This is a genomic window from Phenylobacterium sp. (assembly GCF_044372605.1).
In the GTDB taxonomy this organism is placed as follows: Bacteria; Pseudomonadota; Alphaproteobacteria; order Caulobacterales; family Caulobacteraceae; genus Phenylobacterium.
Genome location: NZ_JBILRO010000061.1, coordinates 1 through 14,322, shown reverse-complemented (window position 1 = coordinate 14,322; position 14,322 = coordinate 1). Strand labels below are relative to the sequence as shown.

Genomic DNA, 14,322 nt, shown 5'->3' with positions numbered 1-14,322 from the left:
TTCATCGAAGGCCGCCGCGCCGATCGGATCCAGGCCCGCAGTCGGCTCGTCCAGGAATACAAGTTCCGGATCCAGCGCCAGGGCGCGGGCCAGGCCTGCGCGTTTTCGCATGCCGCCGGACAACTCCGAAGGTTTCAGAGATCCGGCTTCGGGTCGTAGCCCCGCCATGGCGATTTTCAGATCCGCAAGCTCGTGGGCATCGTTTCGCGACAGGCGAGTGTGTTCCAGCATAGGCGCTGCGACATTCTCACGAATTGTCAGATTGGAGAACAGGGCACCGCCCTGAAACAGCACGCCCCACGACCGCTCCAGCGCGCTCCAGCGGCGACGCGAGGCGCGCTGGAGTTGCTGGCCGAAGACGGTGATCGACCCTGCGTCGGGTTGGCGTAGTCCGATGATGCTGTTGAGCAGCACAGACTTACCGGATCCCGAGCCGCCAACGATGCCAAGAACCTCGCCACGGTGCACGGTGAGATCCAGGTTTTCATGCACAACGTGATCGCCAAACCGCGTGCAGAGGCCCTCGATGACGATCGCGGGACCCTCCTGATCCAAGAGTTCCTCGTCTGTCGCATTCCGACCTGGGCGGATTGCGGTCATATGTCCAGCTGCATGAAGATTACGGCGAAAATCGCGTCCAGCATGATGATCGCGAATATCGCGTGGACCACCGCGGCCGTCACGCGCCGCCCCAGAGACTCAACATCGCCGCCCACCAGCAGACCCTGGCGACAGCCGATCCCGGCAATGGTTGCGGCCATGAACGGCGCCTTGACCAGAGCGACAAAGAAGTGAGTCGAACCAACATTTTCCACGATACGTTGCAGGAAGAAAACGGGGCCCAGCCCGAGCATCGACCAGGTGACCACGAGACCCCCGAGCAAACCGGCCAGGGTCGCCACAAAGGTCAAAAGCGGAATGGTGATCAGCATCGCGATCAGCCTGGGCAGCACCAGGGCTTCGAATGGATCCACCCCCATCACCTGCATGGCGTCGACCTCCTGAGTCATTTTCATGGACCCGAGCTCCGCCGCAAAGGCCGAGGCCGAGCGGCCCGACAGCAGGACGGCAGTGATCACGATGTTGAATTCACGGATCATCGCAACGCCGATCAGTTCCACCACGAAGACTTCGGCGCCGAATTGCTGGAGAAGATTGACCCCCAGCAGAGCCACAACCGCGCCCACAAAGAAGGTCGTGACCGCCACTATCGGAATGGCGTCCAGTCCGGAGCGTTCCATCTGCGAGAATATGGGCGCCCACCGTATCCGGCCGGGTGCTGTCACCAGCCGTCCGATCATCCGTACCATTGCGACCAGCAAGCGTCCCTGGAACGCCATCGTGTCGAGGAATTCTTCTCCCAGGCTGACGACGCCACGCCCGATCCGGATCGTGAGCTGATGGAAGCCCTCGGGTTCCTTTCGCACCACCGGCTTCACGCGGTACGCCGCGTCCACGAGTTCCAGCAGGCGCCGCGTTTCGGGTTTCGCCTTTACTTGCGTCAGATCGAATTTTTCACCAGCGGCGCGGACCACGGCAAAGGCGCCCGCAGTGTCCATCCGTCGAACCGCATCAAGGTCGAAAGTCACATCACTCCGCCCGCCGACAGCGTCTCGCAATGTGTCACCACAACTGCCGAGATGCGTCGTCGTCCAGTCGCCGACGAGCACAGCCATCTGGCCGCCCGTTGTGTCCTGCAGACTGAATTCAGCCGTTCCTTGCATACTCATGTTGTTTCAGCACGGCGCGCAGCGGTCCAGCCCGGAGCGAGCGGTTGAGACGCGCCTTTGATTTAAAGTCACATTAAATGAGACGAGTGCGCTCCAAACGTTCATATGGCGCGAGCTGTTCCTCAGTCGTCGCAAAAGTGTGGCGGAAGCTGACAGCCAAGCTCCGCCCAGTTTTGGTCCCAGTCCATAGCGTATGTACAGGGAGCCGGATCTTAGCCGCTTGATCGATCGGGCGAGGACGGCCCAAGGCCCAGCAGGAGTTCAGAGTGACCCGTCAGTTCGACCTCGCCGGGGCCTCCGGGACCCGATACCGCTATAGCCACCTGGACGAGAACCGCTTCCTGCCGCCTGCGGGTGCCAACTATGTGATCGCCGAGCTGACCAGCGAAGGCACCAACGTTGTATTCGCGGGTGAAACTGACAATCTGGCCAGCCAGAGCTGGCGGGCCGATCTGGAGAAAGCCCGCCGCAAGTTCGCGGAGGCGACGCTGCTGACCCGATTGAATGTCACCCGCGCCGTGCGGGAGGCCGAGCGGCAGGATCTGGTGGAAAACTATCACCCGCCGCTGAACGGGTAGGCTTTGCGGTTGGCTGGACCTGCCAAGGCCGACTCCCCTCTGATTGTTATCTTCGGAGCGGCGATTCAGCCTGACGGTGATCCGTCGCCGGCTTTCCTGCGTCGGATAGCTTTTGGTTTGGCTGCTGCTGGCCAGCACCCTGACGCGCCGATCCTGTGTTCGGGCGGCGCCCGACGCCCGGGGCCCACCGAGGCGTCAGTCATGTTTGATCACTTGTTTACAGCCGGCGTTGCCCGTGACCGTCTGCTTCGGGACGATACAAGCCTTACGACCCTCGAGAACATCAACGCGGCGACGCAACAGGTTCGACGGGATGGACACTCCGAAGTCGTCATTTGTAGCGACAGCTACCATTTGCCGCGAATTCACCTCGGGCTCGCGTTCCTCGGCGTCAGGAACGCTCGAGGTCCTGTTCCCCGAGGACGCGGCGGCGCATCCTGGATCCACTGGATCGCGATGTGTTTGCGGGAATCGGTGGCCGTCCCGTTCTATCTGTTGATCTTGATCGGCAGTCAGCTCCGGATCAGGCCATAGTGCAGCCAACCGTCCGCAAGATGCATGTCCCCATGATCGACGAAACCGACGACAACCCCTTCGCCCGAAACAGCGCCTGGCCGAAGATGCCGCAGGCGCCGTTCCGTGTGGGTCCGATGCCGAAAGCCGAGGTCCCGGAGCCGCCGCCGCCGACCCCCAACCGAAATATCACACCGCTTTTCGTTCGACCGATTGAAACTGCGCCGGCACCCCGCTTGGACATCGGTGGTGGTGTGCCGCGAGCGCTTCAGGGCCCGACAAGACAACAGGTCGCAGCAGTCTCCACACCGGATCCTACGTCTCTCCCGCCGACATTCGCCGAACCGGTGATCAGGAACCCTGACCCCGAGGAGCCGTTCGAGGTCTCGCCGGTTGTCATTACGCCGCAGCGCAAACCTAGTTCCAGACCCAGGCGGTCTGTATGGCCTGCCGCGATAGCGACGATGGTCGGTGTCGCCGGGATCCTTGGCCTGGCGATGCTGCTGAGCCGGGTGCAGGAGGCGCGGCTGGCGTCGAAGCCTGCATCGGCGGCCATTGCCCCGGGCAGCGCGCCGGCGCCGGCTTCGATCGCCCCAATTCCGCAGGTCGCGACAAAGCCCGAAGTTGCGCCGTTGCCCTCAATCTCGACGCCGCGAACGTCACCCGGGGTTGCCAGGCCGGCACGCGTGCAGCCTGCCCCTTGGGTCAAACCGGCGACAGAAAGTGCTGAAGCCACCAACGAGGCGTTGAATGCACCTGCACTTTCATTGCCCGAAGCGCCGCCTCCACCGAGCTACAAGGCACCCCCTGAGGTCGATCCCACTGCTCCTATTGTTACCAGGTCGCCGAACTCATGACGTCATCGTCGGTCGTTGCCGTCAGCCGCAAGGCGACGCATGGTCCTGACAAACCCAACTGCGCCGTCATTCGAATGGTCGCAGGCTGCGGTGTGGAAGGTGACGCTCACTTCGGGGCCACGGTGAAACATCGCAGCCGCGTGGCCCGGGATCCGACCCAGCCCAATCTTCGGCAGGTTCATCTGATCCACGCCGAACTTCACGACGAATTGCTTGAACGTGGGTTTCAGGTTCGCCCGGGGCTGATGGGCGAGAATATCACCACGCGCGGCGTAGACCTTCTGGGCCTCTGTCGCGGCGCTATGCTGCGGATCGGACCGGAGGTGATTGTGCAGGTCACCGGGTTGCGGAACCCATGCTACCAGCTTGATGAGCTCCAGCCGGGCCTTATGGCGGCCTGTCTCGGTCGCGATTCAGAAGGCAAACCGGTGCGAAAGGCCGGCGTGATGGGGGTCATCATCAACGGTGGCCAGGTCGCCGCCGGTGATGCGATTCTTGTTGAGCTGCCGGGGGGGCCGCACGAAGCACTCAGGCCGGTCTAGGCGTTTCCGACTGGCCAACCCGTGCCCACTTCGACGATAGCCGCCCGCGCGGATCAGGCGGCCCGGACGCCCTGCAGACTGATCCGGGCGTGGAGTGGAATCTGTAGCGCCAGCAGCAGGGCCGCAGCAGCGAGGCGGAAAGGATCGTCCACGACAATCATCGAAAGGACGACCGCCAGGCGAAAGGTCCAGAGGCCGACCGGGGTAAGGTTAGCGTTACGCATACCTTAATCTGTGCTCGATCCTGCCGCCCCTGCAAGGGCCCTCTAGCGGCGAGGGGGCTCGGCGCGCTCCAGGATGATATGCAGGTGGGGTGCCTCTGGCGTCTTGCGGCTCTGGCCGGTGACGACGGTCAGGCGTGCCGGCTCGGGAACGGCGGTCATCAGGACCGTCTCGCTTGGGGTCGGGGCAAACCGGTCGGTCGCGTGCCCGGGGTCAACCAGGGCGACCAGCAGGAAGGCTGGCGCCCTGCTGGTCGGCGCCGGCGGCGCGTGCGGCTGAGCGACGGCCGATCCCGCGGACACGGCCATTGCCGTGATCAGAACAGCGCTTGCAATACCCGGCTGAAGAGCCCGCATAATGACCTCCGTTCCAACGAACGGACTGACGCTGTCACGAGTCGGCTTTGGGCGCCGCACTCTTGAGCGTGGCCTGATGTCTCGAGGGTCCTGATCGGAACGCCGTGAGTATCTGGCGCGACCAGCTCTCCAGCCGGGTCCAGACCTTTCCAGGCGCCTCGACTGTGGCGTGGAACAGTGAGGTCAGGCGGCGGGAGGCGCCCTCGGCGAGCGGTGAAGACCGCAGCAGTTTCTTCAATCCCCTGGACTTCGGCTCGCTCGGGGCGACGTCCACGGCGTCCGGTTTTGGCTCGCGCAAGGCAAGATCATCGGGGCTCTGCGGCGCGACGTCAGCGGCATCGGGCGCGCCAATGACCCGCGCCGTCACAAAGATCGCCAGTTGCAGGCGCTGGTTCCGGGTGTGGACGGCTTTGAACAGGGACCCTACGACCGGCAGTTCAGCCGCCCAGGGCGTTCCGCCCTGCTGCGTCAGTTCGGTCTCGGAGAACAACCCTGCGAACATGAAGGTCTCGCCGTCGCGAAGATTCAGGTGGGTGATCGCGCGCCGGGTACTCAGGGCGGGGATGGTCAGGCCCTCGATGGTGACGCTGTTTCGAGGGTCAATGTCACTGACCTCGGCGGCCAGATCCAGGCGAATCAGGCCGTTTGTCTGCAGGGTCGGCCGGGCCGAGATCGCCGTGCCGTAGGGTTTGAACTCGATGGTCACGCCGTCGCGGGTGGGCACGGGGTAGGGGAACTCTCCACCGGATCGGAAGCTCGCGGCCTCGCCCGACAGGGCCAGCAATTGCGGGCGCGCGAGGATGCGCGCGGACCCGCGCTGCTCCAGAACCCGCAGCGCGGCGTTCAGGTCAAGGCTTCCGATGTTTCCGTTCACGGTCGCCACGCCTTGCGGCGGCGCGGTCGGACTGGGGGCGGAACCTGTGCGCAGCGTGAAGCCCGAACCCAAGGCGCCCATATCGACGCCGATGCTGCGCAGATCATCCTCACTGGCTTCGACCAGCTGGACCTCCAGCAGGATCTGGTCCGGGCGAACGTCCACCAGGGAGATGACATCGCCCCCTGCCGCGCGCTCGGCCAGGTCGCTTGCCAGCGCAGAGGCCTGGGCGTCTGACGCCGAGCCCCGGAGCAGGACGCCACCGCTGAGGGACTGCACCTGGATCGGTTCGCCGGGGAGCAGCGCGTTGATGTCATCCTGGAGTTGGACCCCGTCGTAGCCCACCTCGACATTGATCACCTGCGTCAGGCTTCCGTCAGGGCCATAGACCAGCAGATTGGTGGCTCCGACATCATGGCCCATCACGTAGAGGTCATTGGGGCCGGCCGTGTCGACGGTGGCGATCTCCGGCTGTGACACGACTATGCGCGCGATCGTCCCCGTGACGCTCAAAGGCGCCGATTTGCCGACCGCGACGTGAAGGCTGGAGATCGCGGCGGTTTCCGGTTCCAGGGGATCGGCGACGGCGGGTAGCGCGCAGAGCAGCGACAGCACGACGCTGATCAGGAGCAGCCCGCTGCGGACAAAGCCGCCAGCGAGGTCGGCTCGACCTCGGAGCTTAAGAAGATGTGTTGCCGGGCGCTTCAAGGCCTAACGGATCGCCACAAATTATCTGGGCATTCAGTATGCCGCGTGCCTGCCTCGAACATCGGTAAAGCATTAGGTTAAGCCGTATTAGGATGTCGCGCGAGCTTTATCTTTGTTCAATATGTGAAGTAAATGATGAAACTATATGATAATTATCAGAAAAAATATTACATCATAATGTGAAGGCGAGTCCCGAAAGTCGCTCGGGCGCCCGCTCTTGAGAGCAAGAAAATCCTCTGGATCAGCTAACAGGGCAGCGCCCGGCTCAGGCTTGTGGGAGCGTCACGGTGAAGGGCCGGGCGACCGCCTGGAAGGCCGGCAGGGCCTCGCATGCCCGGGCGTGAGCCCCGAGCGCAGGCCAGCGGGCGGGATCGAAGAGCCCTGGATGCGCCTCACCCAGGAACCGCAGGACGCAGGCCGTGATGATATCGGCGTGGCCGATCTGGTCGCCGAACCACCAGACGCCCCGGCGGGCCCGATCCAGTTCCAGAAGATCCAGCACGCCTTCGATCTGCGCCTCACAGCGGGCCACCCAGACCGCCGTCGCCCGCTGATGGATCACGCGCTCATAGACCAGGCTCACGGCCTTGTCGGCCAGGCCAGAGGCCAGCGCACAGACCTTCAGCGCCGCGCGTCGCTCCAGGCCCGCGCGCGCGATCAGGGCGCGTTCGGGTCCGGCCAGTTCGTCAAGCCAGTCGAGGATGTTGGCGCTCTCGATCAGGACCTCGCCGTCATCGGTGACGAAGGTCGGCACGCGCCGCAGCGGGTTGATGGCGCCGATGGCTTCGGCGTCGCCGAACACCGACAGGGCCCTATGCTCATAGTCGAAGCCATACAGGCGCAGCGCCACCGCCACCCGGCGGACAAACGGGCTGTCGTACTGGCCGATGAGGATCATGTGTTGCCCCTTCCTGTGCTGGCGAGACGGGTCATTATGCGCGTCAGAATCGCGCACCAGCGGGGGAAATCAATGGCCAGTCCGGATCGCTTGGCGCGGGGATACGCCTGATGCTGGCGCTGCTGGGTTTCGCCATGGTGGCGACGTTCATGACCCTGATCATGACGCGCCGGGCCGCGCCGCTGGTGGCGCTGATCGTCGTGCCGGTAGTGTTCGGCCTGATCGCCGGGCACGGGCTGGATCTCGGTCCCATGATGCTGGAGGGGGTGAAGAAGATCGCGCCGACGGGCGTCATGATCATGTTCGCCATCCTCTACTTTGGCCTGATGATCGATGCGGGACTGTTCGATCCGGCCGTGCGACGCCTGCTGGTGCTGGTGCGCGGCGATCCGGTCCGGGTGGTGGTCGGCACGGTGGTGCTGGCGGTGGGGGTCTCGCTAGATGGCGACGGCTCGACGACCTACATGGTCACCGTCGCGGCCCTGCTGCCGCTCTATGCGCGGCTGGGACTGAACCCGCTGATCATGGCCTGCCTGATCATGCTCTCCAGCGGGGTGATGAACCTGACGCCCTGGGGAGGCCCCACGGCGCGGGCCGCCACGGCGCTGCAGGTCGACCCTGCCGCGCTCTTCCTGCCGATGGTGCCGGCGATGGCGGTGGGCGTGGTCTGGCTGCTGCTGCTGGCCTGGGTCTATGGTCGGCGCGAACGGCGTCGTCTGGGCGTCCTGACGCTGGATCGACCCGCGCCGGACCCGGAGGGATTGATCACGGTCTCCACGGACCCCGCGGCGCGCCGGCCGCGCCTGCTATGGGTCAATGCGGGCCTGACCCTGGCGCTGCTGATCACCCTGGTGACGGGCCTCGTGCCGCTGGCGGTGCTGTTCATGGCGGGCTTCGCGATCGCCAGCCTGATCAACTATCCGCAACCCGAAGCCCTGCGCGCCCGCATCGCCGCCCACGCGCCCAACGTCATCGCCATGGTCGCCGTGATCTTCTCGGCGGGCATCTTCACGGGGGTGCTGACCGGCACGGGAATGGTCGAGGCCATGCCCAGGAGCCTGCTGGCCCTGATCCCGCCCCAGATGGGACCGTACCTTGCCCCGATCACCGCGGCGCTCAGCCTGCCGATGACCTTCTTCATCTCCAACGATGCCTTCTATTTTGGCGTGGTCCCGATCCTGGCCGAGGCCGCATCGCACTACGGGATTTCAAAGGAAGCCATCGGCAGCGCCTCCCTGATCGGCCAGCCCTTCCACCTGCTGAGCCCGCTGGTGCCCTCCACCTACCTGCTGGTCAGCCTGGCCGGCGTCGAATTCGGCGACCACCAGCGGTTCACCTGGCCCTGGGCGGTGGCGACCTGCGCGGTGATGGGCGTGGCGGCGGCGATGCTGGGTGTGTTTCCGGTGTGGGGGTAGGGCGCCTCAGCCTTCAACATGATCAAGAAACGGGACTAACGACTCGTGCGTGCGCGCGGGAAGCTCCCGGAACTTGTGTGAGATTCACCTGTCAAAGAACGGATATTGTTCGTTATATGTTCTCTATCACGGACCATCGTGCATGACCAAAACATTGGATCATTTTTGAGCGGGAGGGGCGGCCCCTGGACATGATGAGGTTGCGGCGAACGGACCCGGATGAGAGATGGCCGGCAGGTGGGGTCTGAGGTTGCGGGTGATGGGTAGGTTTGGGGGTTATTGCAGGTGTCACCGAAATCCTTGCACCCTCAAGCAGGCGTCTGATCCGCGAGCTCGATTGCGTGCGGCATCTGGTGCGAGTGTATTTTGGGGGAACGCTTGAAAGTGCCGAATTTCAGTCAGCTGATGCGGCAAACATATCCAGAATCTCCTCAGCAAGCCCTTCGGCGGCGCGCCGCCAAGTGAGGATCGGGCGTAAGACCGTGCGCAGATGTTCGGCGCGGGCGAGGGCGGTATTGAGGTCAGCGATCACCGCCGAGATTTTCTCGGCCCAGCCGTCAAAGTTGAGTTTCAGGTCGTCATCGTGAGGGCGCACGACGCAGGCCGCCAGGGCATCCTTGTCGATGATACCTTGGTCGGCCAGGCGCGCGAGATAGTCTGCGAGGCCGCTCGTATAACTGAGGATAACGGGGACTCCGGCGGCGATGGCTTCGTAGGCGCTGAGGCCGAAGCCCTCGCTGAGCGACGGCATCAGGACGAGGGAAGACCCCTCCAAGTCCGCACGAAGCTTCATGGGGTCGTCCGTGTAGGGCAAGAGGTCCACGAGGGGGCGGTAGTCGTCGTATATGGCGAACTGATTGAACTCCGCTTCCGTCTCGCCCTCGCTGAAGCCTCGCAGAGTCAACTTGGGATGGCCGCGGCTCCCCTTTGCGGCGCGCTTCATGGCTTCGCACGCGAGCTCCGCGCCCTTAGAAGCACCGTCGTGCATCCTGGCGGACATCAGGCTGTGAAACACCCGCAGCCGCGCCTGATTGGGCTTGTGGTTGAGGAGGTCCGCGTTCAGCCCTGGCATGAGTTCGTACACGCGCGCTCCCTCGGGGAGGTGCTGGACGGCGTTGTCTGTCATCTTGGGCCCAATCCCAACCACCAATGCCGCCTCGCGCGCGACATTAAGTTGGGCCTGCGCTTTCTCGTATCCTCGGGTGGGATCGCGCCGCGCCTCGCCGACCCGGTCTTTGAATGCCTCTGAGTCCTGCGGGACAGTATGAAGGATATGCGCGAAGCGGGCCCCGAGGCTCTTGCTGACCTGCAACGCGGCTGGCCCGTTGACGTGATCATGGCCGAAGACAACATCGGGGACAAACCCCTCCAGGTCTTCGGAGGTGAGGGTCACCAAGCGGGCCTCATCGGAAAGCCCCGTCCGCTGCGGACAGCGCATCAGCCGCACGCCATGCTCGTCAGCTGCAATCTGGTCTTCCTTCGAAGCCTTCAGGGCGACGCAGACAACATCGTGCCCGGCCTGGGCAAGGGCGACGCAAAGTTCCCGATTCACCGTCGAGACGCCGCCGCGGCCTGAGCGCCACTCGCTCGCCAGGAACAGGAGCTTCAGCCGGCGAACTGGATCCGCCCCCAGTGCACCAACCCCTTCCCTAGGGGCCGCTGTTGGGCTGTCCGGGACCTGCTGCTCTTCGGCCGTCGGCGGGTGCTCCGCGGCCAGCGCGGTCCGCACTGCGTCAGCCTCGCTGCGAAGTGGTCGGGGAAGGGTTAAGTCAGCGACGGCTTTGACCACCTCGGCCGGGGCGAAGAGCCGTCGCGATGCGGCGCGAAAATTACGCTTCGCCTCCTGTACCTGATGGCGCAGCCAAGTGGCCTCGGGAAGGGCTTTTTCTATGCGGGTGACCGCTGCCACCCCTGCGGCCGTACCCCGATTGATGAGATGTCGGAGCAACCCACTCTGAAGGTGTTCAACGTAGTCGATGGAGCGCAGAAACCGGCCCTGCTGACTGTCCGGCCGGTCCGGAAACAATCGCTCCAACTCCAAATAGACCCCGGCGGCGAGATCCTCGGAGATTTCCCACTTTTCCCGGTCATCGCGGAACAAGCTGCCGTTGGCGTAGCGGGACCAAATCGCCCGCGCCAGTTCGGGGCGGTCGTGGCCAAGCGACAGCGCCCGCTCCCATACGGCCGTGTCCCCAGCACCCAGACGTTCGGCCGCGGCCACCGCGATTTCTTCGTCGGGCGGGGCGGGCGAGTTTGGCTCGAGGTCGCTTCGATGGCCGAGCGCGCCTGACAGCTGTCGCAGGGCGGACGAATGCGCCTTTCGCACAAGGAAGGCCCACACGCCACCCTCTACGTCCTGCGCCTTGAAAGTGGATCGGTGGCGGAGACGCTCCAGAAGGTCGCCCAGTTTGCGATCGTAGATGCCGTCGATCAGTTGGAGGGCCCGGTGGCCGAGGCCCTTTGAGTTCGGGCCTAAGGCAGTCCGGGCTACGGCGCGAAGCACGGCGTCGGGCGCGCGTTCATAGGCAACGCGGAGGATCTCGACCTGCGCGGTGTCGCTGGAGGAGAAGTCGTTATCAAAGAAATTGAAGACCGCGGGACCCCATCGCGGCCAGACGTGTGGCGGCAGCGCCGCGAACGCCTCGGGACGTTGACCGTAGATCAGGTACAGCGCCCTGACGGCAGCGGCAGCGGGACGATGGTGGGTGTTGGTGCCGATCAGGCGTAGGTTGTCGGGCCCTCCTTCACCGAGATAGCGAATTGCAGTGTCAATGACGCGGTGATGGTCGACGTCCGATAGGCGGCCCCACCCGGGCGTGGCGGTGAGGTCACTCTGGAACTCGTACATCCCCTCGAACCGACCGGTAGCCGCTACGAACAGCTGCATGTTGAGCCGCCACCACATGTTGACGTCCCCAGCGTCGATGGCCGCCAAGGCCTCCTGGACACGGCCGTCGGCGATGTGGGCCCCCTGGGCCCTTTCGGAAAGCTTGGCGGCGGTCTCGCGCTCGCGCCGCGCGCTGTCCCGCATCCACTTCTCGGGGCTGGAGCCGAATGGCACGAAGTAGAGGGCCTCAAGAGCTTCACCCAGCTTGGGGACGGTTTTGGCCGCGTCAAAGATGGCGTTTAGGTCGTCCAAGGGCTGGCGCAGGGCAAGCGAGGTGACCAGCTCGACCAAGCCCTCCTGGACCTTCGGGTCGGCTTCCGCAGTCAAGGCCTGTAGCGTCGCGTCTAGGTCCGCCGGCGTGAGGATCTCTGGCAAGTCGAAGAGCAGAGACCGGGCATTCTCGGCGGGGATATCAAACCGTGCCAAGGTCTCGCGCACGATGGCCAGCCGCACCGCGATGGACGTCGGCCAGCGCGGCGCGACATCTCGGACGCTGTTGAACAACCAGCTCGATCCCGGCTCCAGATGCTCCTCGAGGAAGCCACTCAGCGCCTCGCGGACCATGGGGTTTTCGGCGCAGGCCACCGCCGCCCAGAAGACCTTCGCCTGAATCTCCTGCAGGCCATTGCGGTTGTCGCGCTCAAGTGGCTGGCGTCCCAGCCAACGCAGGGCGAAGAGCGCGTCGTCGGACGATAGGGGTCCAAGCTCCAGCTGGCGCAGGAACATGTGATAGGTGCCGATGAACGCGTCCTGCTTCTCCGGCGTCAACGCCTCCAACATTTCCCGGACGGAGAGGTGGTGTGGCCACAACGCCTTAAGCGTTGCGCCACGTAGTTCGTCGTCTAGATCCTCAAGGAGATCGCCACGAAGCAGCGGCGCTATCATTTCGCGCGCTTGCGCCCGGCCCAGCCGGGACACGGCGTAGGCGGCATCCTTCCGCAGCTGGATCGGCGTGTCCGCGGTCAATGCCAAGCGGGCGAAGTCCTCGTCTAGCTCCGACTTCCCGGTCTCTTCAGCAATATCGATGGCGGTCCGGCGCGCAAACTGGCCCCGGGTCGGGTCCTGCACGAAAGCGCGAAGTTGCGTGGCAAGGCCCGGATGGTTCAACCGCGCGAAGAGTGGGCGCAGGCCGTGTATGATCTCAACAAGCTCCCCCGCCTCGAGCCGGGCAAGGAGCGCTGCGACCAGTGCTTTGCGGTCAGCGTCGCTGGCGGCGGCGACATCGCTCTGCAGCAGGACGTCCGGCTCCTCGCGGATAAGCAGCTCAAATACCGGGCGGGACAGGGTCGCTGCCCAGGCGGCGATCTCCCGCCATTGCGGCGCAATTCCCCGGGCTCCTTGGGGATCGGGGACCGCGAGAAACTGGAGGACTTGATCGGGCGTCAGGCCGTGGTCGACCAAGTAGCGCGCCGCCAAGTACTCCATGAAGGTCTGGTGGCCCCAAACGTACGTATCGGGCGCGGCGGGCTCGAACAGGGGCGTGCGGACTGTGTCCAGCAGGTCGGCCTCGCTGACTCTGAAGCTCTCCGGACCTGTCGCCTCGATGCCGCCTGAGATTTCCCGCAGCGCGAACGCCGCGCTCGGATCGGGGGGCGGCCCATATCCCGCCCAAACCCTGGACTTGCCCGAGAAGGCGGTCGCCGATGCGATGCGCGCCGCGACTGCCAGGGTTTCTGCAGCATTCAGTGCGCCACGGCGGCGGCGGCGGCGGCGGGACTCGTTGGGCTCGTCCGCCAAGGCCTCCAAGGCTAGACGGTAGAGTTCGGCCTGTTCGGCCGGAAGCTCACCTTTCTCGCGCTGGATCTCCGCCAGCATGAGCAGCGAGACGGGCCGACTCGCCAAGGCCTGTGCCCCGATCTCGCGAACACGCTGTAGGAACGTCTGGGCTGCGCCCGCGTCTCCGCTGACCGCATCGACCGCTCGCCTGACGTCCGCCTCGGCGAGCGGCGCGATCTGCAGCTTCAAGATTTCATGTTCGTCCCAGTGCTCCGCAAGCAGGCGATCCAACGACGGGGTCCACTCGACCGTGCGGCAGAGGACGCGCAGACGCATTTTCGCCAGGTCGCCACCTGTGTCCGCGAGGGCGCCCAAGAAGGTCCGCAACGCTGCCTCGAACCCCGCCGCGGCACCGAACGTCTCGTCGATGCCATCTACGAAGAGGTGCCAGGGCGCCCCATTCCTGGTCCAAGCCGTCGCACGATCCGCGGATAGTAGGTCGAGGAGGGTACTGAGGGGGTCGGCGCGGCGGCCCACGGCGATCAAATCAGCGGCTTGGCCCCTTGCGCTAAGCGCGCGCACGGCAGCCTCGGCCTCGCGGCTTTTGCCCGTGCCCGGTGCGCCCAGTAGCACCAGGCACGGCTGGTCGCACACGTCCTCGAGCGTCAGGCCCGGAGCATTTGCGTCATCGGCCAGAAAGCCGTCAACAGCCGGAATGACTTCGTCGACCGGAAACCATCTGCGGACCCAACCGAAATCGGCATGCTGCGGCATGAGCCGCTCCTGTTAGAATGAGCGCCCACAGTTAGGGTTGTTGCCGCGCAATTGCGAGGCCGACTCGCTGGAGGCACCAGCGTAGTCCGCACTCTTGAACGGGGCTAACCTCCGCACATGGGGCAGATCGGACAAGCAATCCACCTGAGACTACATTCCCGCCAAATTCAAATTTCATCGGGTCGTGGGGTAGTCAAATGCGTTGCGGCTCGCGACCCACACCCCAGGGGGCGGGTGCAGCTGGTGTGAAGT

At 64.7% G+C, this 14,322-nt stretch carries 12 protein-coding genes; 4 read left to right on the top strand and 8 right to left on the bottom strand.

Annotated features, from left to right (window positions below):
• Both ACIQ42_RS07345 and ACIQ42_RS07340 read right to left on the bottom strand, forming a co-directional pair.
• The coding region (locus ACIQ42_RS07345; RefSeq protein ID WP_397421557.1) for an ABC transporter ATP-binding protein at window positions 1–600 on the bottom strand (600 nt) is incomplete at its 3' end.
• A complete protein-coding gene (locus tag ACIQ42_RS07340; protein WP_397421558.1) occupies window positions 597–1,724 on the bottom strand; it encodes an MlaE family lipid ABC transporter permease subunit in 1,128 nt (375 codons plus the stop codon). The genes ACIQ42_RS07340 and ACIQ42_RS07345, both read right to left, overlap by 4 nt.
• A 272-nt stretch (window positions 1,725–1,996) precedes the next feature.
• Here ACIQ42_RS07340 and ACIQ42_RS07335 point away from each other — a divergent pair, with 272 nt between their 5' ends.
• Window positions 1,997–2,308: a hypothetical protein gene (locus ACIQ42_RS07335; RefSeq protein ID WP_397421556.1), complete on the top strand. Its 312-nt coding sequence runs from the start codon at window positions 1,997–1,999 to the stop codon at window positions 2,306–2,308.
• Window positions 2,309–2,311: 3 nt separating this feature from the next.
• Window positions 2,312–2,842 carry a YdcF family protein gene (locus ACIQ42_RS07330; RefSeq protein WP_397421555.1) on the top strand — a complete coding sequence of 177 codons (531 nt, stop codon included), beginning with the start codon at window positions 2,312–2,314 and terminating at the stop codon, window positions 2,840–2,842.
• A 247-nt stretch (window positions 2,843–3,089) separates the two neighbouring features.
• Here the strand turns inward: ACIQ42_RS07330 and ACIQ42_RS07325 are convergent, their stop codons facing one another.
• Window positions 3,090–3,530 carry a hypothetical protein gene (locus ACIQ42_RS07325; protein ID WP_397421554.1) on the bottom strand — a complete coding sequence of 147 codons (441 nt, stop codon included), beginning with the start codon at window positions 3,528–3,530 and terminating at the stop codon, window positions 3,090–3,092.
• 144 nt (window positions 3,531–3,674) lie between these two features.
• On the opposite strand from ACIQ42_RS07325, the gene ACIQ42_RS07320 reads away from it, so the two are divergent.
• Entirely contained in the window at window positions 3,675–4,220 is a 546-nt protein-coding gene (locus ACIQ42_RS07320; RefSeq protein WP_397421553.1) for an MOSC domain-containing protein, read from the top strand.
• Between the two features lie 53 nt (window positions 4,221–4,273).
• Here ACIQ42_RS07320 and ACIQ42_RS07315 read toward each other — a convergent pair whose 3' ends face one another.
• The 4 genes from ACIQ42_RS07315 to ACIQ42_RS07300 form a co-directional block, all read right to left on the bottom strand.
• Window positions 4,274–4,444 carry a hypothetical protein gene (locus tag ACIQ42_RS07315; protein ID WP_397421552.1) on the bottom strand — a complete coding sequence of 57 codons (171 nt, stop codon included), beginning with the start codon at window positions 4,442–4,444 and terminating at the stop codon, window positions 4,274–4,276.
• A gap of 42 nt (window positions 4,445–4,486) precedes the next feature.
• Window positions 4,487–4,744 carry a hypothetical protein gene (locus ACIQ42_RS07310; RefSeq protein WP_397421551.1) on the bottom strand — a complete coding sequence of 86 codons (258 nt, stop codon included), beginning with the start codon at window positions 4,742–4,744 and terminating at the stop codon, window positions 4,487–4,489.
• 88 nt (window positions 4,745–4,832) lie between these two features.
• Window positions 4,833–6,380, bottom strand: a complete 1,548-nt coding sequence (locus ACIQ42_RS07305; protein WP_397421550.1) for a type II and III secretion system protein family protein — start codon at window positions 6,378–6,380, stop codon at window positions 4,833–4,835.
• Window positions 6,381–6,645: 265 nt separating this feature from the next.
• Window positions 6,646–7,278 carry a glutathione S-transferase family protein gene (locus ACIQ42_RS07300; protein ID WP_397405037.1) on the bottom strand — a complete coding sequence of 211 codons (633 nt, stop codon included), beginning with the start codon at window positions 7,276–7,278 and terminating at the stop codon, window positions 6,646–6,648.
• A gap of 110 nt (window positions 7,279–7,388) precedes the next feature.
• Here ACIQ42_RS07300 and ACIQ42_RS07295 point away from each other — a divergent pair, with 110 nt between their 5' ends.
• Window positions 7,389–8,693 carry a CitMHS family transporter gene (locus ACIQ42_RS07295; protein ID WP_397421549.1) on the top strand — a complete coding sequence of 435 codons (1,305 nt, stop codon included), beginning with the start codon at window positions 7,389–7,391 and terminating at the stop codon, window positions 8,691–8,693.
• A gap of 394 nt (window positions 8,694–9,087) precedes the next feature.
• Here ACIQ42_RS07295 and ACIQ42_RS07290 read toward each other — a convergent pair whose 3' ends face one another.
• A complete protein-coding gene (locus tag ACIQ42_RS07290; RefSeq protein ID WP_397421548.1) occupies window positions 9,088–14,070 on the bottom strand; it encodes a glycosyltransferase in 4,983 nt (1,660 codons plus the stop codon).
• Window positions 14,071–14,322 lie beyond the last annotated feature (252 nt).